Origin of the sequence: Aquimarina sp. U1-2 (assembly GCF_017897595.1) — a bacterium.
Classification (GTDB): Bacteria; Bacteroidota; Bacteroidia; order Flavobacteriales; family Flavobacteriaceae; genus Aquimarina.
Window position 1 is genome coordinate 117,295 of the sequence record NZ_JAGKIK010000006.1, and the last position, 26,107, is coordinate 143,401.

Below are 26,107 nucleotides of genomic sequence, written 5' to 3' on the forward strand. Positions count from 1 at the left end.
TTATTCGTCTCTAAGTGCAACTATAGGTTTAATTTTAACCGCTCGCCATGCTGGAAAAAAGCCTGCCAAAGCCCCAGCAAAAATGAGAATGAACACTGTAGCAAGCGCCACATTAAAATTTACAGAAGGATTTGAGATAAATTCGGTTTGAATTAACGGTCCTGCCAGTTCTAATAAGGCAAGTCCAAGAATTAAGCCTGTAAAACCTGCTATAGCTGTCACAAAAATTGCTTCTTGCAGAATCATTCCTATAATCGACATGGGTTGTGCTCCCAAAGCTTTTCGAATTCCAATCTCTTTGGTTCGTTCTTTAACAATGATAAGCATGATATTACTCACCCCTACTACCCCAGCAATAATAGTACAAATGCCCACCCACCAAAAGAATGCTTTGATCATAAAGATCAAACTATAAAAGCGCTTGGCATTTTCTAATGTATTATTGACCCCTATTGCTCTATCATCATCTGGAGCGATGATATGCTTTTCTTTAAGGTAATCGGTCATATTTTCAACAAACTTTTCAGATTTTAAAACTGCTGTCTCAAAATTTTCTTCAGGTTTTAAGGTATATGCAAGTCCTTGTAGCTTTTGACCGGTATTAAACATTTGTTGTGCAATAGGAGAAGGTACAAATACTCTATTTTCTTCTCTTTCTTCAGATTTTTCAGCAAATACTCCTACGACTTTAAATAGCATATTATTAATCCTAATAAACTCTCCTATAGGATCTTTGTTTTTATCCTTGAATAAGTCCATTCGAACTTTATTTCCAATAACGGCTACTTTATTTCGTTCTTTGATATCCCTGATATTAATAAAACGTCCTGCAACCATCACCTCGTTTTCTACCATTTGAAACTCTGGAAAAACACCTTCGACGCCATAGCTTCCTGACTCGGTTCCATAATTTACGACTACTCCCCAATTTCTAGCCCGAGAAGACTTATATTCTATGAGGTCTTCGTTTTTTCTATTGATAAAATCATAATCTTGATTGGTCATTTCGATGGGTCTGCCCGGATTTAACCCTTTATATTCGACTGAAGTGCTTCGAGTCCAAACCCAGATACTATTTGAGGCATCACTCTCAAATTCTTGTGCTATTCCGTTCTGCATCCCCTGTCCTACCCCTAGTAGCAGCACTAGAATAAAAATTCCTGACGCTACTGAAACACTCGTTAGAAATGTTCTCAATTTATTTTTGGCAATAGTCTCAAACATCTCTTGCCATCGTTCTAAACTAAACATGGACATTTGCTTTTACCTGTTGTACTACTGTATCATCAATTATTAACCCATCTTTAAGATTAACTATACGTTTGGTCATATTGGCAATATCTGGCTCATGTGTTACAATAAGGATTGTTTTTCCTTCATCGTTAATCCCTTGTATAAGGTCCATGACATCATACGACGTTTTTGTATCCAGGGCTCCTGTGGGTTCGTCTGCCAATAATACTTTAGGTTCTGAAGCTAGCGCTCGAGCGATAGCTACTCGTTGTTTTTGCCCTCCTGATAACTCATTAGGAAGATGTGTAGACCATTCTGCCAATCCAACTTTTTCTAGATAATACATGGCCTTTTCTAACCTTTCTTTTCTCTTAATCCCTTGATAGTATAATGGTAAAGCTACATTATCAACAGCATTTTTGTAAGTAATTAAATTAAAGGACTGAAAAATAAAACCTAAAAACTTGTTTCGATATTGTGCTGCGATTTTTTCATTTAGATTTTTTATGGGTAACCCATCTAGAAAGTAGCTTCCGCTATCTGCTTCATCAAGCATTCCTAAAATGTTAAGCAAGGTAGATTTCCCAGATCCCGAAGATCCCATAATGGCTACCAACTCTCCTTCTTGTACATTAAAATTTATCCCTTTAAGAACGTGAAGCGAATTGCTACCCATTTGGTAGGATTTATGTAAGTCTTTTATTTCTATCATACAACATTAATAAAAATGTGACAGGTGTAAATTCACCTAAATACACTAGAGACTCACTAACAGAAATAATTCAATAATTTAGTTTTCCCCACGAAGACTTTAATAATTGGTTAGTGCCGTCTTTTACATAAGACTAGCTAATTACTGAATTTGTTACAAATAGAAATGTTATGAATATGTTAAATAATCAAGTAAAAGTAAGGCAAATTAACTTTTTGCTGTTGAAGATTTCTTTTTATTTCTATATATGAAATATCCTACTAGCCCGATTAGCAGGTACGGAATAATCATAAGATATACGATCCCATTATTAATGCCTTTGGCTGCTACTTGTCCTTCTTCACTTTCTAAAACAGCCCTGCACATCGCACATTGTGCTTCTGCAACTGAAGAAATTAAAAATAAGATATATACAATTCTTTTCATTACTTAAAAGACATTACGTAGTATTCAAATGTTAATATTTTCAAAATACTAACTATAGTAAGGAGATATCATTACATAAACAACGACACCCGTAATTGCAACATATAACCAAATCGGAAACGTTATTCGAGCTATTTTTTTATGTTTATCAAATCGTTGCGATAATGTACGAACGTAAGTTACCAAAACGAACGGAATTACTACTATAGATAATAGTATATGTGTGATTAAGATGAAATAATAGACATACCGTATAACACCCTCTCCCCCAAATTTGGTAGAATCACTTGTCATATGATAAGCTACATACATTATTAAAAAAAGTACAGAACAAAGGATAGCTATTTTCATCAGTCGTTCGTGTAACTTTATTTTTTTGTTTTTAATAGCCCATAAGGCAAAGATCAAAATAAGTGCAGTCAATCCATTAACTGTAGCATAAATAGGTGGTAAAAAAGTAAGGGGTTCTACATCAAACCCTAATTTTCTCAAATTAACACCAAACAACGCTGCTACCACGAGCGGGACTGCAATAGATAAAACAACAATCCACTTATTATATTTCTGCTCTAACACGGTTGAATTATTCATGGGAATCTAATAATTTTTTAATATCCTCTAATAAAATAGTAATCTGTTCTTCTTCTCCGTTCTTATCTACTTTTTCATCTATTCCTATGGTACCTCTATAATAAATAATTGGGTTGCCGGCAGCATCATATCGTGATCGGATGTATCCATCCTGATCGATTAACGCAAAAAAACCGTTGTGCTCAAAACCACCGGGAACATTAGGATTTTCTGCAGCATAAATATTAAAACCCGTGTTAGCCAGATCATAAATATCTTCGCGATCTCCTGTTAAGAAGTGCCAATCGGGATCTGTTACTTTATAATTTTCTGCATACGTTTTGAGTCTTCTTGGCGTGTCGAACTTAGGATTTATAGTAAACGAAGCTACTCCAAAGTCTGGATACTCTTGTAGTTGATTTTGAAGAAACACCAAATTTTTAGTCATTTTAGGACATATCGTAGGGCAACTGGTGAAAAAGAATTCGGCTACATATACTTTCCCGTTATAATCATGATTTGTAATCAAAATACTGTCTTGATTGAGAAATGCAAATTCTGGTACTTTTTTAGGTTTTCCGTTAATTTTTATATAGGAAAGTTTTTCGTTGGCAATAGGATTATTGGCACTCATCCTATCGTTCTTCACAACAGAAGTATCTTGTACTCGATTTACGATTCTTGGAATAAAGATAATCCCAAAAACGAGAACTATAAAAGAAATACCAACATATGAATATTTTTTCATCTAATTTTTTACACGTTTAGTTGCTGTATAAAATACTAAAAACATTTTTATGAATATCCGTAATTTAACCTAAACGGTTTGCGTCAAGCTGAATACTGAAACGAGTTCAGCACAGGCTCGTTTCAGCTTCTCATCTCAATGTACTGAAAATAAACTTAATGAGATCCTGAAATGAATTCAGGATGACTTCTCAGTTAAATTTTAGGTATAATAACAGACAATCAATGAACATTTTTAATTGATACGAAATTAATAATTAAGCCTATGTAATGGATGCACAACCGACATCTTGCTAATTACTTTTCGCTGTATTGGTACGATCAGCTTTGTATTTTTTGAGTGCCAGACGATATTCTGCCAAAATTACTTTTATATCATCATTCATTACGTTGGCTAGATCGGCTACAGAGCTAGCATCGTATCCATATACAATCGACTCATTTTCTTTAAGCTTACCATCTCTACCTCTTAAACCAACATTTTTATCAATGATGTACACATAGTTTGTACCAAGTCTTTCATCAAGCGTGTGAGGTGTTTTAAGACTATTGAATAATTCTTTTATACGTTCTGGTGTACCAAAAAGAAACTTCCACCCGGATACATTTGCGATAGTATCCAATTCATCCAAAAGTTCTTTTACCTCAGGTTCACTTCCAAAAGGTACTACCATCACAAACTGAAAATCTTGAAATTCATGATTTTTTTTATAAATCTTTTGATTGAGATTAAAAGCATTTCCTTCTTTTTGGTAAAGATCCTTCCCTAAAAAACCAAGAACTGTTATTTTATTTTTAAATGTAATTTGTGTACTATCAAGCGTTTCGAAGTTTTCAATACTTCCTATTGTACTGTTAAGTACAGGAAGCTTAGCAAAATTATGTACTCCTGATGCAAAAAAGAGATAAGCTACTAGTGGTAATATAAAAAGGACGCCTAAAACTAAAAATTTCTTCATAAAGTCATAACTCTAATATGGTACAAAAATAGAAAAAGACGGTCTAAAAAACCGTCTTTTTACAATGCTTTTAACGTATGTTTTAGCCCTAAAAGTCCCAGCTTTTGTAACCTGCTTTGAATACTTCATAGACATAATCTCCTTCTGTAAGCAATATAAAAATTAAATAGCAAACTAAAAATATACCCGTCCAAACTACAGACCTTCTTAAACCTTTTGTTTCACCATCCATGTGCATAAATGCCCAAGTGATGTAATAGGCTTTCCAAATAGTAAGGATAATAAAGATCCAATTCAGGAGCTTCATACTTACTAATGTTGTTTCAATTAGAAATGCTGGCTTAATAATTCCTAAAATAACTTCTACAATGGTAATTACAGATAATAAGAAAAATACTTTCCAAATTTTACCTGTATTTGATTCGTGATGTGCTGTATCGTGTGCCATAAAATGTTAGTCCTATTAATTTAAACCAGATAGAAAAATGTAAATACAAATACCCATACCAGATCTACAAAGTGCCAGTACAGTCCAACTTTTTCTACCATCTCATAATTTTTTCTTCGCTCGTAAGTGCCTAAGATCACATTAATAAAAATTATAATATTAATGATAACACCAGAAAAAACATGAAAACCGTGAAAACCAGTGATAAAGAAGAAAAAATTAGCGAATAGTGGTGTTCCATATTCGTTATGAATTAGGTTTGCACCTTCTACAATACCAATGGCATCTTCTTGAAGTCTCTGCAAAGACTCTTCTCTTGATAGTACAGTTTTCTTTCCGTCTTCGGTAAGTGTTTGTGTTCTGATCAATACATCATTTCTCTCGGCGAATCCCGATCTTATTTCGTCTATAGTATACGTTGGTAGCTCATCTTCTGCTTGATACCATACCCCGTTTTGTTCTAAATGCTGTCGTCTAACATCTGCCTGAGGATTAGCTATTTCATCAAGCCCTACTCTATGCCCTTCTGTATCGACAAACTGTAAAATTTGTCCGCCTTTTGTCTCAACAGCTCCATATTCTCCTTTAATAAAGTTTTTCCATTCCCAAGCCTGTGATCCAACAAAAACTAATCCCCCAATAATCGTCCAGAACATGTAGATGATTACCTTTTTCTGTTTCATTTGATGCCCGGCATCAACCGCCAATACCATAGTTACAGAAGAGAAAATAAGTATAAAGGTCATTAACGCAACATAATACATCGGCGCATCTACACCATGTAAAAACGGAAAGTGATTAAATACCTCATCTGCAATGGGCCATGAGTCGATAAACTTAAATCTTGAAAAGCCATATGCGGCAAGAAAACCTGAGAATGTAAGCGCATCTGATAAGATAAAAAACCACATCATCATTTTACCATAACTCACTTCAAGTGGTTTGTTACCACCACCCCAGAGCTTACCTTCGGTACCTGTTTTAGGAACAGCTGTTTCCATATATAGAATTTGGTATTGTTAAATTTCCCACAAAAATAATCAATTTTATTATTTCACTTGCTCAAATCAGCTTTTTAATTGCTTCAAAGATGAATCTTTTAACGAATCACTTTTTCATAAACCCATTCGTTTATTTTAGCTACCTGATGAAATATAAAAACAAAAAGAGATAAACCCACAGAAAATCAACAAAATGCCAATACATAGCACCTAGTTCTAATCCTAAGGTCTGACCCGATTTATACTTTTGTTTAAAATGATTATAAATTAATACAAAAAGCACCAGAATTCCTCCAACAATATGTGCTAAATGCGTGACCACAATTACAAACATAAAAGTAGAAACGATATTTGATGTTGGTCCGGTAAAATGATACCCCTGGTTAATAATGTCTTTAAAGCCTTCGAACTGCAAAACAATAAAAATGATTCCTAATACCAGAGTTGATAATAATAAACCCGTAGCCGCTTTTCTATTATCTTTTTCTATTGCCTTTTTAACAAAATGAAGTGTAAAACTACTTGCCAGTATGATAATGATACTATACATAAACGGCTCTGGAAAAATCAAATCGGTTTCCCAGTCTTTTCTTGATTTGCTTACCACATAAGCACTGGTAAGACCTGCAAATACCATGGCCATACTCACCATGGCGAACCACATCATGGTTTTTTTGGACCTATTTATTTTTTCTTGTGTAGAACCTTGTGTTAAATCCATATACGAATAAATTTATCTGCAACGTAAACAATCTGTAGTAGCGTTATATATAAAACACTTATTAACATTAGCTGTCTAGCTGTTTTAGCATCTCTCTTATAATACAATTGTATGGCAGATCGCAATAAAAATAATCCTAAAATTAAAACTATAATACCTGATACGGGTGTTAGATATAAATCCCCAGTAACGCCAAAAACAGGAATTATAGATGTGACTAAGGTCCAAACCGTATATAAAATTACCTGAATTGCCGTACCTTGATCTCGTTTACCTGTCGGAAGCATAAAAAAGCCTCCCTTTTTGTAGTCTTCAAACAAAAACCACCCTATGGCCCAAAAATGAGGAAACTGCCAAAAAAACTGAATCATAAAAAGTGTTCCTGGTTCTATTCCAAAATCATTGGTAGCAGCAACCCACCCTAACATAAAAGGTATTGCTCCTGGAATTGCGCCTACAAATACTGAAAGCGGTGTTTTCGTTTTTAGTGGGGTATATAGACTTACATAAATAAAAATTGAAATCGCGCCAAACATGGCCGTTTTTGGATTAATACTATAGAGAACACTAATCCCCATTAACGTAAAAAGAGTAGCAATGGCAAAGGCTGTATTAACAGACATTCTACCTGACGGGATAGGTCTGTTTTTAGTACGATCCATTAATTTATCAAGATCCCTTTCAATGATTTGATTAAAGGCATTAGACGCCCCAACCATACAGTAGCCTCCTATTACCAACAACAACAATGTACTAAAAGAAACTACTTCAACACCTAATAAATAACCAGCTACCGAAGAAAAAACAACGACTAGCGCCAAACGCATTTTTGTAATTTCTTTAAAATCCTGAATAACAGAAACCTTAACAGTTTTGATTTGGGTTACACTCAAATTTTGCACTTTTTCTTATAGCATTTTTAAAAGTGGTGCAAAGATAACCCTAAAATGGAATTTAGGCAACTTTCTATCGATGCATTATCAAGCTTTTAACAACTTCATCCCGTATTCAAAAATCATTTAATACATTTACTTTAACATAAACTGGTTTAAACTTTTTTCAATTTGCTAAACAATATTCAAATCAGTTCGACCCATGCAGTCTAGTTAATATAGTTTCAGTTTTTTCTTTTAAAGGCAAATTTATATCTAATCGTGCTCGTCATACTTAGAAAGCATGCTTACTTTCAGTTACAGAAATTTACGCTAGCTAGATGTAAGCTTTTAGGTTGATGAAGTGATCCCTTATGGTGATCTACAGTTATCTTTGATGCCATGCGCAAATAAATTACACTAACTAACATATATTTTCACGTGTTGAATGTGTTATAAAACTATGCAAATCTTAAAAATGGAAAATTGGATATTTACCTCTCTCGACACTTTAGTAAAAGTTGGTATTACTATCATTGCTATTTTTACGGTAATGATTATTATCACTAGAATTTCCGGATTACGAACATTTGCAAAAATGTCTAGTTTCGATTTTGCATCGACCATTGCCGTAGGGTCTGTTTTAGCGGCAATAGTTCTCAATACCGATCAATCCTTACTCAAAGGCTCGGTTGCATTAGGAGGCATCATACTTTTTCAAACACTCTTTTCTTTTGCTAAAAGAAGATGGAATTGGTTCGATAGTTTGTTCACCAATAAACCTATGTTATTAATGAAGGACGGAAAGTTTATTCATGATAATTTAAAAAAAACTAACGTAGATACTAATGACGTATATGCCAAACTTAGAGAAGCCAATATAAAAGATATGACTGAAGTTCTGGCTGTGGTTCTAGAAAGTACAGGAGATATTTCTGTGATTCATAAAAGTAAAGATGTATCCTTATCCAACGAACTTCTAACCGGAGTGAGAAAGAAATGACGGTGCAGATGAATATTTTCTGGTTCAAAAGAGATGTAAGAGTAGAAGATAATGAAGCACTAAGCCAAGCCTGTAAATCTTCAGAACTATTACTATTACTGTAAATTTTAGAACCATCACGAATTTCTTAGTTTATGATTATAAGATCAACTGGACTTGGGGTGCAGAACTACCGCTAATACAGAACCGTTGGGCTATCAGTATCAAGACCACTCTGCTCTAAGAATCAAGAAACTAGATTATTTTTTGTCTTGGCTCTTGGTGCTAAAAGTCGTAATGTCTATTCTCTACACCCAGTTATACTTAGATTACAAAGAAGCTAGAGAGATGGTCACTCTACCTAGCTTCTTCAAATATAATTGTTCCTAATCTTGAATTTTAAAGACAATAGGCAATTGATACCTAACCGATACCGGTGTATTTCTTTGTTTACCCGGAGTCATTTGAGGAAGTAAATTAATAACTCGTTTTGCCTCTTTTTCTAGTTTTGGATGAGGTGCTCTAATCAAAATATTAGTGATTAAGCCATTTGCATCTACATCAAACTGCGTATAAATCCGTTGTATCCCCGATAAGCCGTATTTTTCCCCTAATCCCGTATTGAATTTTCTAGAAACTATTTTTCCTATTTTTTCAGAGAAACAGGAAGCCCTTTCTTTGTTCGTTTGTAATTTTTCGCAACCAGGAAAAATAGGAACCCACTCTATTTTTGTAAATGGGTAGCTAATAGGTTCATCATCATCGGGATCATCAGGAAGCGCTTGGGGTTCTATGGCAGAAGTTTCAATGGGCTCATTTTTAAACACTTTATCCATATCTCGTATCACAGCATCATTATCTACAACTTCAAAATCCTGAGGATCCTTTACGGGTTGGCGCTGTGTTTTCTCGACAACTTTTTTCTCTGGCTCCTTATATTCGATAAACCGAACATCGGATATATAAGTTGTCGTATCATCTAGAGTTAGTGGTGATGAGGTTTGTATTACCGGTACTTCGGTATATATCTCAAATACTACATAGGTAAATAATAGACTTGCTATAAGTCCAATCTGAAAGTTCACCAATGTACTTTTTCGTACATTAGCATCATGCTTGTTACTCATACTATTTAGTTTTAACGTTACAATTAATCCTAAATCAACAAGCATACCAAAAAAGAATCCCGTTTACAATCTTGTAACGGGATTCTTGAATTTATAAAATACGTTATTTTAGTCTTGTACCTGAAAAACTATAGGTAATGAATACAATACCCCAACAGCTTTACCTCTTTGTTTACCTGGTGTCATTTTAGGCAACATTTTAACTACGCGTTGTGCCTCTTTTTCCAATCTTGGATGCGGTCCTCTTGCTTGTACACCTACAATATTACCACCTCTATCGATTTTAAATCGAACGTATATTCTATTAATTCCTGATAGCCCTAATTCATTACCAAGTTCTGTATTAAACTTACGGTTCACAAATTTCTTAACCTTATCACTCATACATTTCTTTTTGGCTGCATTATTTCCAGCGCCTTCACACCCAGGAAACACAGGTACGTTTTCGATAACTGCAAAAGGTACGTCAGCAATTTCTTCTTCTTCCTCTACGTCTTCTACCTCTTCTACTTCAACGATTTCTTCTTCTTGATTGGTTTCTGTAGATTCGATTATAGTTTCTTCTACTTCTTCTTCATCCTCGACAACATCGATAATCTCTGGAGCCGGTGGTGGCGGTGGTGGTGGCGGTGGTGTATTTAAGTTTTGTGTAATTGGAACGTCTTCTTCTTCTAATTCATCAAGGTTCACCTGGCCAATATCGATATTACTTCTATCATAGGTTTTCCACTCTATTCCTTGCCATGTGATAAAAAGCACTACGATAAGCCCTAACTGAAGGAATAAGGTGCTTCTCTTCGTTAAATCTGCTTTAGGATTTTTCTTCGGTTCCATACTTAATTTATGTTATAGGATTGCTAAAATAGCTAATTTCTTTTGTAATTTCCAAGTAAAGATTGAAATGTAAAACAAAAATTCTGTTTTTTAACTTTTATCAAGAGCATCGTTGCGATTAAAAATTGAACGAATTGCTTACTCATGACAGCGTATGTATTTTATGTTTCAGTACTAATAATTTGCGCTCAAAACCTTTTAGTAGCATAACAACAAAAACTATACCGCTTGTGTTGGCTATCACATCATACCAATCAGGACTTCGATAATTTGTTAAAAACATTTGCAACAATTCCATCAAAGCTCCAAAGAAAAAACATATCACAGAAGATGAAAGTAAGCTCTGTTTAAAATTCTTATTTTTAATTTCTGAAAAAAAGAAAAACAGAAACCAAAGCAGCGTAAATATAAAATATGCTACACAATGTCCGATTTTATCGCTACCCTGCACACCTACCTTAAAAGGAATGATCAATCTGGCCAAAGAGGCCCAAGTTATTATAATAGTATATAGAATTAATAAAGCTAAAAGTACCTTATGCCCCAATAATTTCTTTATAACCATCTGCAGATAATAAATTTTCTATTTGAGACGTATCAGATATTTTAAATTTTACCATCCAGCCTTTTCCATAAGGATCACTATTGACTAATTCTGGATCACTTTCAAGGCTTTCATTAAACTCAAGTATTTCTCCGGTTAAAGGAAGGAATAGGTCTGATACGGTTTTAACCGCTTCTACGGTTCCAAAAACCTCTTCTTGTTCGAGTTCTTCTCCAACGGTTTCAACCTCTACATAAACAATATCACCCAATTCGCCTTGAGCAAAATCGGTAATACCTACCGTAGCAATATCGCCATCAATTTTGATCCACTCGTGATCTTTGGTGTATTTTAATTCTGAAGGAATGTTCATCCGAAAAAAGTATTTTAATAGTTTATTACATTATGAAGGCGAAAATAATTCTATTTTACCAAATTTTGTAAAAACCATTGAAAAATTTACAAAAAAACCAGGTATTGCACTACTGCTATTGAATGTAAGTTGTCTTAACTACTATTGGAACCACGGTTATCTTGACTACGGAAACAGGCTCAAGCCGAGCTTATTTTAGTATTCAGTTTAACCCACTTTGGATAACTTGGTAGACATTCAATACTGCTACTCATCTTTTATTAATTTCCGAAATTATATCGTAATGTAAAGCCTCCTCGAATGGTGGTCTGCGGAAAGGCCGTAGAAATAGAGTATTCAGAAAATGTATGATCATAGAAGAATAATGCGGTTAAATTTTTACTTAGTGCATAATCTGCTGTTAATTTTAGTCCGTAAATATCCTGCCCAGCAGTTACCTGTGTATTCTCAAGATCTAAATATCTAATCAGCGTCTCATTTTGACGCAGGGATAAATCTGCTCTTAAATTAAGATCACTTTTGATAATTTGTTTTCTTCCGGCGATACGGGTGGCAAATGTTATTCCGGATAATCTATATCCCAATCCGATGATATATTCATTCCCCTGTATTTCTGTAAGTAAATTATTATCAAAACTTAATGACAGTGCTCGATCTTTTTTCCATTCGGCCAAAATTTTAATTGAATTCTTCATTTCCATATCAAATCGTACCAAAGGGCTAAACTGTTCGGTAAGATTGATATTTGAGTATAAGAAAGGATTTCTAAAGTTTCCTGATTGATCTACTTCATCTCTATTCGTAAACTCTAAGTTGGTTTGAAATTGATTGATGGTATAATTGGCACGATATCCATGCGCAACAGAAAAACGTTTAAAACGCTTTTTAAACCATTTAAGATTCATTAATCCTGTATACTTTACATCCCAATTGGGTAGCGGCACATCTCGAAACGCTCCTTTTTGAACGTTTTCTGCATCTGCCCCGGTATACGCTGCCAAGAAAGCCGGCAAAAGAACGGCTTGATTGGTTTTACCGAACCCTACAGGGTAACGATAGCCGTTTGGTTCGGCTTCGCTACTTCTAGGCACTTCTGAAGCAGGTAGGCCATAATGCTCTGCTGCCAGACGATCTGCAATGATTTGTCTATTATCTCTAAAGGTTTCAAAAGCTTCAGAACTAAATTCATCACTTTTCTTAAACGCTGTGTTAATGAGCAATGTAGAGATAGTGAAATTACCAAAGGTATTTGGAGTTAGCGACTGGTACTGCAAATCTTCGTCTATTCGATAATTTTCTGTATACGTTTCAGAATAGTTTCTGTTGGCACTAATATCAATTTTTAGATCTTTTAATAAGCCAATAGAAGTTTGTACATTAAGTTGTCGTCCTTCTACCTCTTGATATTGTTCATTAAAATCCTGATATAACGTAAGCCATCCATTGCGGGCAGCAATATCCCTTACTTCTGCCTGACTTCCGAAGGTAAAACCAGCGGTAGGCTTTAACGTTCCTATAAAACCGGGCTCTCGAACATATCCCGGTAAGAAAATCCCATTATCTTGTTGATAATTAATATTTACCTTTTTGATCGCAGTGACAAGACCTATTACGGTATTATATGCTTTGTCGCCAATACTTAGCTTACTTTTTCCTCGCTTTGCCGGAGCTTTTTGAGGTTTTTTACTATCGGTACCTGCCGTTGCATTTTTGTCGTTCTTATCTTTTGCGTCTTTATTTTTTTTGGTTTTTTTGGTTTTTCTTTTTCCAGGTCTTATTTTAGTCAGGCCTACATACTTATATAAGGTATTCATATCCAACGAACCATTTAATGTATGTACATTGGCATTTTGAATGGTGTTCCCCAGATCTGGAATATCGTCTAGAGTTTTTAAGGCTTCACTTCCTTTTACCCACTGAAAATCTGCATTGTACGAATAGGTAGCTCGCATAAATTTGAATAGCGGAATTTTATTAATAGGAAGTTCATAATTTACCTGAAGTTGCTGATTGTGCGTGTTGGCATCTCCAATATCAAAAAAACCACTCCAAAGATCAACGGTATTATCTACTTCGTTATTTTCGTCAATAAAATTCTTTACAATACGATTATTAGCCGACGTAAAACTGAAATTTAATGATTTGCTGAGATTATAATTGATCGCATATTGCCAATCAAACAGGAAATTACGTTGATATAGCGTGGGTAATCCCAAATCATTCTCTCCTAATGTTACATCCCGAAAAATTTGTTCGTTATATTGCCTGGTGATATTAGAACTAACCGCTATACTTGTGGGTAAGAGATTAAAATTAAAATCTTTAAGTAAATCGAAATATTTACTCTTTCCTAATAGTTTGGTTTTTTTAAAAGGTGCTATCTCTTTGGGTTGAAATGCGAAATCATAAGTCCCCCCCAGTCTTACATTTTGGTCTAAAGATTTTTCAATTTCAAAATCACGATGATCGGTTTGATTGTAGGTACCCGAAAAAGTAAAGTTTTCTATATCATAAAGCATAGGTTTTGATTCTCCTGTCCTTTCTTTTCGCAATCCTATTACATTAAAACTTTGTCTTTTGGTATACTCTGTCGACTGTTGCTCAATCCGTTCTCTTTCTTGTGGGTCTGCAATATTATCCAAACGATCTTGAAGTTCTACATCCTGAAACTCTGGATCATATTGCGGTGTAATCAACTCTTCTCCCCTACTGTAATTAAATGGAATCTGAACACCCCATTTTTTGGGTAAAAGCTGTCCCAAATTAACATTAGTTGTAAGATCGTATTGCCTGTGGTCTTCAAGACTACGCTCATTGGGTCCTTGTTCTATACCTCCAAATCCTATCGTACTTATTCTACCAGATGCGCTAAGGTTAGCAAAATCAGCAATATTTGCATCCATATTGGCTACGGCTGCCCAGCCCCCTTGATTTTTAAGATCACTTAGTCGCATTTCGTTAAACCAAACTGTTCCCGATTGACTGCTACCACTGTCATTTTTGATCCCTACCATCATGACTCTTACATCTCCCAGACTAGGGTTTCCTTTGATTCCTACTCTAAGATTGTTAGGACCGTCAAAAAAATTGAGATCAGAAGTACTCAATCCATTACCACTATTGACATCAACATCAATCAAACTAGCTTTGATCTCTTGTAAAAATGATAGAGGAATATTTAATCTATTAGCCTCAGGCCAAATATCACCTACTGCCCGATCACTAAGTGCTGAAACCTGTAGGGGGATCTCAATTTGATAAAAGTTATTGGTAAAATCGTTACCCATTCTTATAAAAGCCTTCAAATCTCCATCTTGAAGATCACCCTGATTAGGTAAGGGTTCGGCATGCAAAAACATTTGAAGATTTTCATATTGACGCATATCAACATTAAAATTTTTGTACACCCCACGAGCGTCACCCGATCGAAGGTTGGTAACACTTAAAGAAAGTGATCTTTCATCCTCCCGAATAATATTATTATTGTTATTAAGCTGTTCTCGAACCACACCCGGTGGTGTTACATAATTAGGTGTTTCTTCTTCACTTACCGAAGTTACAATCACTTCGTTGTCACCAAATACATTAAGACCGCTAGTAGGATCATTTGCTGTATTTCCTATTTGAATGTATCTTCTGTAATCTCCTCGTACGAGATCCAGATTTCCAAATCGCAGTAATACCTGATCATCAAAATCGGTAAGGTACAATCTCATAAATCGAATAGCTCTAAAATCGCTTATTTCTCGTATAGATCGCGTAGGTTCGTATATGGGTACTTTAAAACGCACCCACCTGTACTCAATAGTTCTGCCCGATACTACGGTTTCTTCCTCTCGTATATCGGTAATAAAATCTGTACCGTCATCGTTCCCAATACCCATCCCACTAAAAATCGGAATCTCATACTCAAAATAACTATCTATCGTATTCATGGTATTATCCCTGTTCACGTCTTCTGCGGTTGGGAATGTTGTATTCCCCCGATCATCGTTGGTTACTTCTGTAGGTGAGTTTCCTTCGGTACCGTTGTAGTTTAGATATCGTTCTAGTACTCCCCCTTCGGCCTGTAGGAAATATTGATAATTATCCCCAGAAGGATCATCTAAAGCACTAAACGCCGAAAATTCGGGCTTTGTTCTCTCGTCGGCATCACTTAGTCCATCAAATCCTACATCCTGTTCTGTTCTTGCCTGACCTTCAGAATCGAATGCATAAATTAAAGATTGGTTAACAGGTACCCTTGCAAAATCTGAAGTCGAGGTGTTGGTATTTTCCAAAGAGGTTGGTAAGCCATTTTCATATTGTTTTCTACCATCTTTCAACACGTCTTCACTTATATTCCCTAAATTAAAAACAATAGTACCACTCGTTGTAGTAGTTAAAGGTTCTTGTCCTCCTGTACTACCTCTGTAAAAGGGGTCTAACAGCCAGAACTCAATGAATTCTACGTTTGCCTGCTCAAAATTGGTAGAGGTTAACTGACGGGTGATTCCTGCAAAATTTTCAGTAGGATCAGGTGTATTCGTGCTATTTGATAAAAAAGCTGAATTGAAATTATATTGTCCACGGGTAGTAGGATCATAGTTTAAGTCCAAAGTAAAAAGCGCCAAACTTTGTCCCTGGGCAATATCAGTATCAGGAAAAACCTCGTCGATAAACACTCTTCGTGTAGCATTTGATGCTAAATCCTCGTCACTAATACCACTAGGTCGGTTATTACTATAAAAAATCGGATCAATCGTATACCATGCTAGTTTTGCTCTTTTGTAGCCATTAGACAATACGTCGTTATACCCTGCAGCATTATTAGCATTTTGAGGATTCGTATCAAAACCAATAGGAACACTCGACAGCTCCCAAGAAAGAGGTGAACTTACATCTATCCTAGTTTGTGCCCCCTCAAAATCATCGATATACGTAGTTACTTTACCATCAAAATCTGCTCCTTTTGGTGCTCCGGCAATAAGGTAAGCACCTTCTGCTCTTACTGAAATATTTGACGGCACATCGGTGTCTATATTTGGTAATTTGTTTACCATTCTGGTTAAAAAAGGCACCTCTGTTGCGTAGCTCGTATTTAACCCGAGGATGGTATTATTAATAGGTTCAAAGTCGTAGTTTGCTTTTTGTGTAATAGGTCGTTCATTCAAATTCAAAAATGTTCCGCCTACGATAAAATCATCACTAAATTTATGCTCTATATTTAAACCCGTAAAACGTTTTGTTTGTTGCCCAAAAACAGCATTATTTTCTGTAGACACCTGGATTGGCGTATTCGAAGCTTTTAAAGATTCATCCAGGATGGTTACTCGACCCAATTGATAATTAACCGTATAATCGACACCTTCTTGTAAGATCCTACCTCCTGCGGTTACAGTAACCGACCCTTGCGGAACATTAAATGCCCCCAAAGGAATACCATCTTGTCCAGAAGATTTGTATCGCCCTTTTAATTGAAAATAGTTTTTATCGGCAGATCTTTGCTCGGCAATTACTTTAGTTTGCGTATACAGATCTCTAAATACATATTGCGCCTGGTTAGGATTATAAGAATCGGGGTTGGTGTACGAAGCACCAGCAGGCCCATTATCTAACTCGTCAAAAAGATGCTCACCAAACGGTTCTATTGTAGTAAATATAATACGCCCGTTTTCTGAATCGATGGTAATTCCTGGCACATAATCGAAGAAACCATCTCCTCCCTGTACCGGGTCATTATTCGGATTAAGTCGGTCTAAATTAAATACCCGCAGTAATGGTGTTTGTTCTACATCCTCGGGCAGAGCCAAGTCAGATCCTTCTGCAGCGGTAATATAATTGATCGGCGACGGATTTGAGTATAGAATATTTAGCCTGAAATCATTTTGTTCTAATCTAAAAGCCCCGGTACTGTAGATGTTTTTCATCATCAAATCCCATATTGGGAGATTAACATTAAGTATCGGACTTTTCAACATTTTAACGACCAAGCTTTGACTTGATCCTACTTGTGCATCGTTTCCGGTGGTATCACCTACGGTAGCATCTACGCCGTCGTTGGCAAATTCCCCTACCTGATAAACTTGGCCACCTACAGTATATTGAAATGCTACCCCTAGTACCTCATCATTATTTAATCTTTGATTTAAAGAAATATACCCCAACTGCATGTTTAATGTATACTCGCTTGGGTTTAGCTGACGAGCATTTTCTAAAATAGCATAATCGAACCCTTCATTAAAGTTAGCAATCGGGCCGGTGAATCCTTGTTGTACCGTTGCAATCTCACGTACTGCTTCGGTAATAGGGCCTTCGGGTCCAATATCGAAAGGATCCAAATCATTATTAGTATTGGCAGGAAAAGCATTGGGAACGGTATTAAATAAACTTTCAGGAATTGTAAAATTTCCCTCGACCGGTGCTTCTCCCAAATCCTGTAATGCCACGATATTTCTGGCATCGGTTAAGGTTTGAGCACTTGTAGCCCGATTGGTCACCCAAATTTCGATTCTGGTGATTTGTATATTGTTATTGATAAAAGGATAGTTGGCGAGTGTTCTATCATAATTGTCTCTAAAATAATGTGAGAGAAAGTAATGTCGATTATCATCATAATCCAAAGCAAATAGTTCGAAATCTTCGACGGTTCCCCCTCCTTGAACATTTACAGATCTCGTTTCTGATCGTTGTTCAGAAAATACACCTGTTACTGTAGTTCTACCAAATTGCAATCCCATTTTAACACCGAATAAGCTTTGTGCTCCCTGGATAAGCGAACTGTTTAAAGGCATATTAACGTTACCCACCTCTATGCTTTGTATGATATCGTCTTCTGTAGGGGTATATTCTAATTTCAATTGGTTCTGAAAGTCAAAAGTCGATTCTGTATCGTAGTTGGCCGTTATTTGCAGTCGAGTTCCTATTTTTCCCAACAAACTCAAACTAATTCTTTGGTCAAAATCAAATGTAAAATTACTACGATTACGAGGAGAAAATGCGGGATTATCTTGCTTGGTAAATAACAAACCTAAATCCATCTCTACTGATCCCTGCGGAATGATTTCTATTTCATTACCCCCAAAGACAGATTCGAAAAATCCTGAATTTACATAAAAAATCGGGAGCAGATTTTTACGCTTTTCTTCGCTTCCGTCTTTTTTGCCACTAAATGCCTCTATTTTTTCTTTGAAATAGGCCCGTCTTTGTTCTTCTTCGACAAGGGCTTCAAATTCTTCTGGTGTGAGAAATAAAGGATATTTAACATTAAAATCTCCTAGCATTTCCCGATAAATATATCGATTGGTGATAGGATCGTATTCGTATTGAGTTACAATGCTGTTGGGGTTGGGTAAGGCAATCTTACCCATAGAAAATGTGGTACTTGTAGAATCACGAATAGTTTCGTTTTCTTGACTATACAATACTCCGCTAGAAAGTAGTATGAAGCATCCTATAATTTTATAAAAATTGAAGCGTAAGTAATTCGAAGAACCCAATGTTTTTATAAGTTTTTTAGTGCTTGTTTAATTATATCTTCAACAGTTTCTTTTGGGGATTGTTTCAAAACTCGATCTACAGCTTTTTCTGCTAACTTTCTGTTAAATCCTAGAGTTTCTAAAGCTGATAACGCTTCATCTTTGTTAGTATTGCTTTGTGAGACAGAAACTTCGTCTATATTGTAAACTTTAAGAATTTTATCTTTTAAATCAAGAATAACACGTTGAGCAGTTTTGGCACCAATACCTTTTATAGATTGGATGGTCGCAACATCATTAGAAGCAATAGCTTCTTTAATTTGATCAGGATGTAGTGAAGACAACATCGTTCTGGCCGTACTTGCTCCAATACCAGAAACCGAAATGAGGAGTCTAAAAATTTCGCGTTCAGATTTTTCTACAAAACCAAACAAGGTGTGAGCATCTTCTTTTACCTGAAGATGTGTAAATAACTGAAGTACTTCACCTTCTGGAAGTAGTGAATACGTATGTAGTGAAATGTGTAAAAGATACCCTACTCCGGCACAGTCAATAACAACATCGGTAGGATTTTTTTCAATAAGCCTCCCTTTGATATGTGTGATCATTAGTTAAGTTGATGTTAAAAGGATTCAAATGTAATAAAATTCTATTCAAAATAGATAAAAAAACACCCTTTAACATTGGCGTTTTAAAGGGTGTATCTTATAATTGTACTATAAATTTATTCAGACATTTTTGGATATCAATGACAACTGAGTATCTCTTTTTTCCTTTTCCTGAGCATCAATTACTGCTACGGCTGCCATATTGATCATTTCTTCAACACTGGCACCTAATTGAAGGATATGCACCGGTTTTGCCATACCCATCATAATCGGACCTATGGATTCTGCATTATTCAACTCACTTAACAGTTTGTAATTACTATTAGCAGAGTCAAGATTAGGAAATACCAATGTATTTACCTTTTGTTCATTCAACTTAGAAAACGGAAATTTATCTTTTCGTAATTTTCTATTTAATGCAAAATTCATTTGTAACTCTCCATCAACCACCATATCCGGGTAATAGCGGTGTAAATATGCCACAGCATCTCTTACCTTTCTGGCATTTGGATGCTTAGAAGAACCAAAATTACCATAAGAAACCATAGCTACTACAGGCTTGATCCCGAACATTTCTACGGTTTTGGCCGTCATTTGTGCGATTTTTGCCAGCTCTTTAGAAGATGGGTCGATATTAATAGATGAATCACTAATAAACAAAGGACCTTTGGTAGTCATCATAACATTTACGGTTGCGATTCGAGCTGCACCCTTAGCGAGACCAATAAGATCCATCATGGGTTTTACAACTGTAGGAAAGCTTCTGGAGTATCCTGATAGCAACGCATCTGCATCACCCTCGTTCACCATCATAGCCGCAAAATAATTGCGTTCTCTCAATAAACGTTCTGCATCATATAGCGTAATTCCCTTACGTTTATTGACCTCCCAATATTTTCTGGCATATTTGTTTTTACGATCACTTTCTTGATCTGCCTTAGGGTCTATAATAGTTACATCGTCGGGATCAAAATCAATTTCTTTCATCAATTCTAAAATGACGTCTCTTCTACCCAATAAAATCGGAATAGCTATACCTTCTTCCTTAACAGTTTGAGCTGCTTTTAATACGTCTAGATGATCTGCTTCGGCAAAGATTACTCTTTTAGGATTGGTACGCGCTCTATCTAGTAATAAACGCACCAATTTGTTATCGTTGCCCATTCTTTCTAACAATTCATCTTCATATTTTTTCCAATCGGTAATCGGCTCTGTGGCGACTCCGCTTTCTATGGCTGCTTTGGCAACTGCTGGTGGTACTTTAGCAATTAATCTTGGGTCAAAAGGCTTTGGGATGATATATTCTCTACCAAAGTTTAGTCGAGTTTCCCCATAAGCAATATTTACTTGTTCTGGCACAGGCTCTTTGGCGAGATCTGCCAATGCTTTTACTGCTGCCATTTTCATTTCTTCATTGATTCCGGTTGCTCTAACATCTAAAGCCCCACGAAAAATAAATGGGAATCCCAATACATTGTTTACTTGATTTGGATGATCGCTCCTACCTGTTGCCATGATTACGTCTTGACGTGTTTTTAAAGCGACATCATAGTTAATCTCGGGATCTGGATTGGCCATAGCAAAAACAATAGGATGCGCTGCCATGGATAACAACATTTCTGGGGAAACCAAATTAGCCATCGATAATCCTATGAATACATCTGCTTCGCGCATCGCATCTTCTAATTCATATACATCCCTACCCGTAGCAAATTCAGCCTTTTCTTTGGTAAGATTGTCTCTATCCTTTCTGATTACACCTTTACTATCGGTCATCACAATATTTTCGGCCTTGGCACCAAAAGCTTTGTAAAGACGAGTACATGAAACAGCAGCCGCTCCCGCGCCACTTACTACAATCTTTACATCTTCTATTTTTTTATCTGCAAGTTCTAATGCATTTAATAAGGCAGCGGCCGAAATTATTGCCGTACCATGTTGATCATCATGCATTACAGGAATATCGAGTTCCTCTTTTAAGCGTCGTTCGATTTCGAAGGCTTCCGGAGCTTTAATATCTTCGAGATTAATCCCTCCAAAAGTGGGTGCAATGTTTTTTACAGTTTCTATAAAGGCGTCGACGTCTTTGGTGTCTACTTCAATATCAAACACATCGATATCTGCAAATATTTTGAAAAGTAATCCTTTACCCTCCATCACAGGTTTAGAGGCTTCCGGACCGATATCCCCCAATCCTAGAACTGCAGTACCATTGGATATCACAGCGACCAAATTTCCTTTTGCAGTGTAACGATATACGTTGGACTTTTCTTTTTCAATTTCCAAACAAGGCTCTGCAACACCAGGAGAATAGGCCAACGACAAATCTCGCTGCGTAGCGTATTTCTTAGTAGGGATAACTTTAATTTTTCCAGGGGTGGGTTTTGCGTGATATATTAAAGCTTCACGTCTTTTACTTTCGATGCTCATACTAAATTAGAATAATTGTGCAATACAAAGGTACAAGTCTACATGAGATGCAGAAATTAATCGCTGGTAAACTTCAAAAAAATCAAAAAAGTCTTGCGAAACTTAGTTATTTCATTACTTTTTTGTTGATTTCATACCTATTTTGCCTTTTTTGCAAATAATTCGTCAGGATCGATCAATTGATTGAGTTTCTTCTTATACGTATTGGTTAATAAACTTAATCCTAATTGATAAGATGCATTCATCCATCCAAAACCACTCGGGGTGATGTAATCAAACTCGGTTCCTACATTTCCATATTCGGCATATACTTTATGAGTGCACTTTACGACATCATACTTTTCTGGAATTGTACCATTGTAATCTACAGCATTTTTGGTAATCATCCACAACCATCGATATATAAGCTCTTGTGCTTCATCATTATAGCCGTAATTTAGAAGACCTCTCCAAATCGTCATTTGATGAGGCGCCCAGCCATTAGGATAATCCCATTGTCGTTGTGGAGCCTCTGGACTGGTTTTATCGCTAATATCGGTAGTACCGGCTACTCCACCTTTTTGAACGAGGTTGGTGAATAAATTATCAATCATTCTTTTAGCCTGCTTATCAGAACTTATGCCTACCCAAAGTGGATAATAATTGGTAGCCGATTCAATTTTTTGAGGTTGTTTGGTTTTGAAATTATAGTCGTAGTATCCTCCCAGTTCATCATCCCACATAAGCCTGTTCATGAGATCTTTTCTCTTTTTTGCTTTAGATAGCCATTGTGCAGCATTTTGCCCATTAAAATCATTATTGAAAACTTTTTCTATTAAAAATGCAATGTCAACTTCGTATTTGTAGAGCAAACTGTTTAAACCCACCGTATTGAGATGAGCACATATCATATCCAATCGATTAGACGTATCATGTCCGCTCTCGCGCATAGAGCGATCATGGATAAAGTATTGATCTAATTGCGCATCCTGAATTTTACCATCCTGATACATTTTTTTAAAAGATTCGAAGTCTGGCTTATGCTTTTTTGCATACTTTTTTAATACGTAATCAAAATGTCCTTCTTCAGTTTCGGGTGGTATTTTAATGCCTTCTCCATAAAAACGATTCAATCCATTGTTTGTAAGCCTAACTCCTTTTTGCATCCAAACGGTTTCATATTCCTGTATCACCATCTCGAGATTGCTAGCTAACCATTCTCTAGACATATTAGGATGTTTTATATAAATTTCCTTTAGTAACGAACTAAAAAACGGAGGTTGTGTTCTGGTTAAATAGTAACTTCGGTTAGCGTTCAAAATCTTACCGTAATACTTGATTTGATAAGCAAAATTATCTGCCATAGCCATAGCTAAATCTTCACGATCGTCGATAAGTAAACCTACCGATTCAAAATAACTGTCCCAACCGTACATTTCATTAAATCTCCCCCCCGGAACCACGAAGGGTTTGCCAATGTATCGACCCTCTTTCTTATCGTGTGCCAAATTGAGAATTCCAGAACGGTTGTTTAGGGTTTTTACGTACACTGGTGTGATTTCCTTCGGAAGAACAACTACGTTTAAATTTGGAAAATCGGTTTCTAAAGATTGAAAATAGGATATGGCCTCTTTATCTTCATAAGGAACATACAATCTCAAAGTATCTGTAGTGGCTTTGGTATCACTTACTACTTTTGCCAATCCTTTTTTATCAATAGATCGTGTTAAATTGTCCCAATACCTTGTTTTTATCAATCTTGAAATTCTATCTGAAGGAGCCTCGGTGATGTTACCTATTGCTATAGTATCCTGATCATTGGCCATTGCCAGTTCTTGTAATAAATTTGACAAATGATACGTTCCCTCTACGAGATGACGCTTTCCTGTGGCGTTGGTAAACTCGAATTTTTTTGGCCCTTTATCTTCAATGGTGATTTTTTTATCGCCGTCGGTATCTTCTTGAGCGATCAATTTATCGAGTTCCTTCTTGATAGAGAAAACTTCTCTGGATTTTTCTTGACATCCTATGACAAGAAATAAACCCATAACGAAAAAAACGTATGAAAATCGAAGTTGATATTGTCTCATGATAGTTACAGTTGTTGTTACCAGAATAATCCCACGACGATAGCCGTAATACATAAAAGAATGACAGATAATGTTCTATAATTTTTATACCAGGGTACGCTGGATAATTCTTTAGATTCTTCAATAAACATTTCCTTCTTATAAGTATATTCTTTGATTTGTTGCTGGGATTGCGGTTTTGATGCTAAACTTACTAGTATATGAATAAGCACACAAATAACAAATAACCACGTTGCTTTTGCAAGAAAATGAAGTTCATTTATCGCTGGTATCCATTCAAAAGTTTGTGAAACTATCATGAGAACCGCTAATGAAAAACCAGTTAACAAACTAACTATCGAACCTGTACCATTAGCTCGTTTCCAAAATAAACCGAGTATAAAAGTGGAAACTGCGGGCGGACAAGTATAAGCAATAACCAATTGTAAATACGTCCATAAAGAATCACTTACGCTTTCGATAAACGGCACCCAAGAAATTGCTAAAACTACCAAAATTATGGTCGTGATCTGCCCTACACGCACCAATTGTTTACTCGTGAGATCAGGTCGAATTTGTTTAACAAAATCCATAGTAACCAATGTTGAAGCAGAATTAAATGTGGCCGAAACCGATGACATCATTGCTGCCATTAATCCAGCAACTACAAGTCCCAGTACTCCTACTGGCAGCAGTTGAAATAATAGTACCGGATACGTTAGGTTAGGACAATCTGATAGTTGGGTACATATTTCTCCATTTGTAAGTGTATAATGTAATGCGCCGATATCTAAGGTGCTAAATAGAAGCAATGCCAGTACACCAGGAACTACCATGATAAAAATTACTGGTAATTTTAAAAGTCCGGCAAAAAGTGCCCCCCATCTGCCGTGGTTCAAATTTTTGGCCCCAAGTACGCGTTGTACCATAAATTGATTATTTGCCCAGAAGTAAAAACCCAATAACGGCACCCCTGTTAATAATCCCCACCAGGGCATAAACTCATCATTACTTGGTCGTACCAAACTAAATACCTCGTCTGCATTTTGAGGGATAAATGCGCCTTTGGCAGCTCTGTCATCAAAGTTTATACTACCATTTGATAATAGGGTATCCAATTTTGCCATCATGCCAGACCATCCCCCTCCTAATTGGTCAAAGGCAAAATAGGTGAGTAAACAAGAGCCTACTATTAATAAAATTGCCTGAATAACTTCAGTTTGGATAACAGAATTTAACCCCCCGGGAATAGTATATGCTGCCGCCGCAACGGCAAGAATAATTAAGATGAATGTCGAATCTAATGCTGGAAACAAAAGCGTTAATACGATTTTACCCACATACAATCCTGCAGCTGTATCGACTAGAATATTGCCGACTACAGTAATAAAAGAAAAATAATATCTCGACCTGTTATCATATCGTCTTTCCAGAAACTCGGGCATGGTATATACGCCTGATCTAAGATAAAAGGGAAGAAAAAATACTGAAAAGAAGATCAATACTACTACTGCAAACCATTCGTAATTGTAAACATTAATATTGGTTTGATACGCATCTGATGCTAGCCCCACCAAAGTTGAACTCGAAATATTTGCTGAAAAAAGTGCAATACCAACGATCGGCCAGCTCATGGTTCGCCCACCTAGAAAATAATCTTCAGAGCTGCCTCTTTTTGATTTTGATATCCCGTAGATGATAATTCCTATTAAATAAACTACAATGACAATAATGTCGATATACGATAATTCGTTCATGTGTGAAGTATTAAACTAAACCAAAATTGATCGTTTTTTAAGCTCAAGGCGGAAGAAACCTAAAAAGTAAACTACCCAGGAACAAGTCCGCGAGACATTTGTTGGACACAATTGTTAAGTTTGAAGGCAAACCTAGGGATGTTCTACCTTTTGGTGGTGTCTATAAAAATCTCTATTTTTTGTTAAAAAACTTGTTGAATATACAAGATTTTGATAAAAATAGTATGTTTTTGTTATTAGAAATGTTTAGAATCCTAA

General features: G+C 36.0%; 21 protein-coding genes. 2 read left to right on the forward strand and 19 right to left on the reverse strand.

The genetic code is table 11. The annotated features are described in order from the left end of the window. The 10 genes from J8281_RS09910 to cyoE form a co-directional block, all read right to left on the reverse strand. Entirely contained in the window at nt 1-1,251 is a 1,251-nt protein-coding gene (locus J8281_RS09910) for an ABC transporter permease (protein WP_210197459.1), read from the reverse strand. Further along, nucleotides 1,244-1,945, reverse strand: coding sequence for an ABC transporter ATP-binding protein (locus J8281_RS09915; protein WP_210197460.1), 702 nt, complete (start codon nt 1,943-1,945; stop codon nt 1,244-1,246). The genes J8281_RS09910 and J8281_RS09915 overlap by 8 nt, the downstream gene beginning before the upstream one ends. A 207-nt stretch (nt 1,946-2,152) precedes the next feature. Then, on the reverse strand, nt 2,153-2,371 hold the full coding sequence (locus J8281_RS09920) for a hypothetical protein (RefSeq protein ID WP_210197461.1): 219 nt from the start codon (nt 2,369-2,371) through the stop codon (nt 2,153-2,155). A 48-nt stretch (nt 2,372-2,419) separates the two neighbouring features. Continuing rightward, nucleotides 2,420-2,962, reverse strand: a complete 543-nt coding sequence (locus J8281_RS09925) for a DUF420 domain-containing protein (RefSeq protein WP_210197462.1) — start codon at nt 2,960-2,962, stop codon at nt 2,420-2,422. Further along, a complete protein-coding gene (locus tag J8281_RS09930) occupies nt 2,955-3,689 on the reverse strand; it encodes an SCO family protein (protein ID WP_210197463.1) in 735 nt (244 codons plus the stop codon). Before J8281_RS09930 ends, J8281_RS09925 begins: the two co-directional genes overlap by 8 nt. 292 nt (nt 3,690-3,981) lie before the next feature. After that, nucleotides 3,982-4,647: a hypothetical protein gene (locus J8281_RS09935; protein ID WP_210197464.1), complete on the reverse strand. Its 666-nt coding sequence runs from the start codon at nt 4,645-4,647 to the stop codon at nt 3,982-3,984. Between the two features lie 88 nt (nt 4,648-4,735). Beyond that, nucleotides 4,736-5,095: a cytochrome C oxidase subunit IV family protein gene (locus J8281_RS09940; RefSeq protein WP_210197465.1), complete on the reverse strand. Its 360-nt coding sequence runs from the start codon at nt 5,093-5,095 to the stop codon at nt 4,736-4,738. Nucleotides 5,096-5,115: 20 nt separating this feature from the next. After that, nucleotides 5,116-6,096, reverse strand: coding sequence for a cytochrome c oxidase subunit 3 (locus J8281_RS09945; protein WP_210197466.1), 981 nt, complete (start codon nt 6,094-6,096; stop codon nt 5,116-5,118). Between the two features lie 139 nt (nt 6,097-6,235). Beyond that, on the reverse strand, nt 6,236-6,817 hold the full coding sequence (locus J8281_RS09950; protein ID WP_210197467.1) for a cytochrome c oxidase subunit 3: 582 nt from the start codon (nt 6,815-6,817) through the stop codon (nt 6,236-6,238). Beyond that, the gene (gene cyoE / locus J8281_RS09955; RefSeq protein WP_210197468.1) at nt 6,808-7,710 is read right to left on the reverse strand and encodes a heme o synthase; all 903 of its coding nucleotides are present in this window, start codon (nt 7,708-7,710) and stop codon (nt 6,808-6,810) included. Before cyoE ends, J8281_RS09950 begins: the two co-directional genes overlap by 10 nt. A 442-nt stretch (nt 7,711-8,152) precedes the next feature. Here cyoE and J8281_RS09960 point away from each other — a divergent pair, with 442 nt between their 5' ends. Together J8281_RS09960 and J8281_RS19960 are read left to right on the forward strand one after the other, a co-directional pair. Continuing rightward, nucleotides 8,153-8,692 (forward strand): DUF421 domain-containing protein, encoded by a 540-nt coding sequence (locus J8281_RS09960; protein ID WP_371812600.1) that lies wholly within the window; start codon nt 8,153-8,155, stop codon nt 8,690-8,692. 8 nt (nt 8,693-8,700) lie between these two features. Continuing rightward, complete coding sequence (locus J8281_RS19960; RefSeq protein WP_210197469.1) at nt 8,701-8,796, forward strand: deoxyribodipyrimidine photo-lyase; 96 nt, start codon at nt 8,701-8,703, stop codon at nt 8,794-8,796. Nucleotides 8,797-9,057: 261 nt separating this feature from the next. On the opposite strand, the gene J8281_RS09970 is transcribed toward J8281_RS19960, so the two are convergent. The 9 genes from J8281_RS09970 to J8281_RS10010 all read right to left on the reverse strand — a co-directional run bounded on the left by J8281_RS09970 (nt 9,058) and on the right by J8281_RS10010 (nt 25,849). After that, complete coding sequence (locus J8281_RS09970; protein ID WP_210197470.1) at nt 9,058-9,798, reverse strand: energy transducer TonB; 741 nt, start codon at nt 9,796-9,798, stop codon at nt 9,058-9,060. Between the two features lie 108 nt (nt 9,799-9,906). Continuing rightward, complete coding sequence (locus J8281_RS09975; RefSeq protein ID WP_210197471.1) at nt 9,907-10,632, reverse strand: energy transducer TonB; 726 nt, start codon at nt 10,630-10,632, stop codon at nt 9,907-9,909. 142 nt (nt 10,633-10,774) lie between these two features. Next, nucleotides 10,775-11,197 carry a VanZ family protein gene (locus J8281_RS09980; RefSeq protein WP_210197472.1) on the reverse strand — a complete coding sequence of 141 codons (423 nt, stop codon included), beginning with the start codon at nt 11,195-11,197 and terminating at the stop codon, nt 10,775-10,777. Further along, a complete protein-coding gene (gene gcvH / locus J8281_RS09985) occupies nt 11,169-11,549 on the reverse strand; it encodes a glycine cleavage system protein GcvH (RefSeq protein ID WP_210197473.1) in 381 nt (126 codons plus the stop codon). The genes J8281_RS09980 and gcvH overlap by 29 nt, the downstream gene beginning before the upstream one ends. A gap of 260 nt (nt 11,550-11,809) precedes the next feature. After that, nucleotides 11,810-19,027, reverse strand: coding sequence for a cell surface protein SprA (gene sprA / locus J8281_RS09990; protein ID WP_246849065.1), 7,218 nt, complete (start codon nt 19,025-19,027; stop codon nt 11,810-11,812). Nucleotides 19,028-19,032: 5 nt separating this feature from the next. Then, the gene (ruvA, locus tag J8281_RS09995) at nt 19,033-19,614 is read right to left on the reverse strand and encodes a Holliday junction branch migration protein RuvA (RefSeq protein WP_210197474.1); all 582 of its coding nucleotides are present in this window, start codon (nt 19,612-19,614) and stop codon (nt 19,033-19,035) included. Between the two features lie 120 nt (nt 19,615-19,734). After that, nucleotides 19,735-22,044 (reverse strand): NADP-dependent malic enzyme, encoded by a 2,310-nt coding sequence (locus J8281_RS10000; protein ID WP_210197475.1) that lies wholly within the window; start codon nt 22,042-22,044, stop codon nt 19,735-19,737. A gap of 137 nt (nt 22,045-22,181) precedes the next feature. Continuing rightward, nucleotides 22,182-24,071 (reverse strand): trehalase family glycosidase, encoded by a 1,890-nt coding sequence (locus tag J8281_RS10005; RefSeq protein WP_210197476.1) that lies wholly within the window; start codon nt 24,069-24,071, stop codon nt 22,182-22,184. 59 nt (nt 24,072-24,130) lie between these two features. Continuing rightward, nucleotides 24,131-25,849 (reverse strand): sodium:solute symporter, encoded by a 1,719-nt coding sequence (locus tag J8281_RS10010; RefSeq protein WP_210197477.1) that lies wholly within the window; start codon nt 25,847-25,849, stop codon nt 24,131-24,133. Nucleotides 25,850-26,107 lie beyond the last annotated feature (258 nt).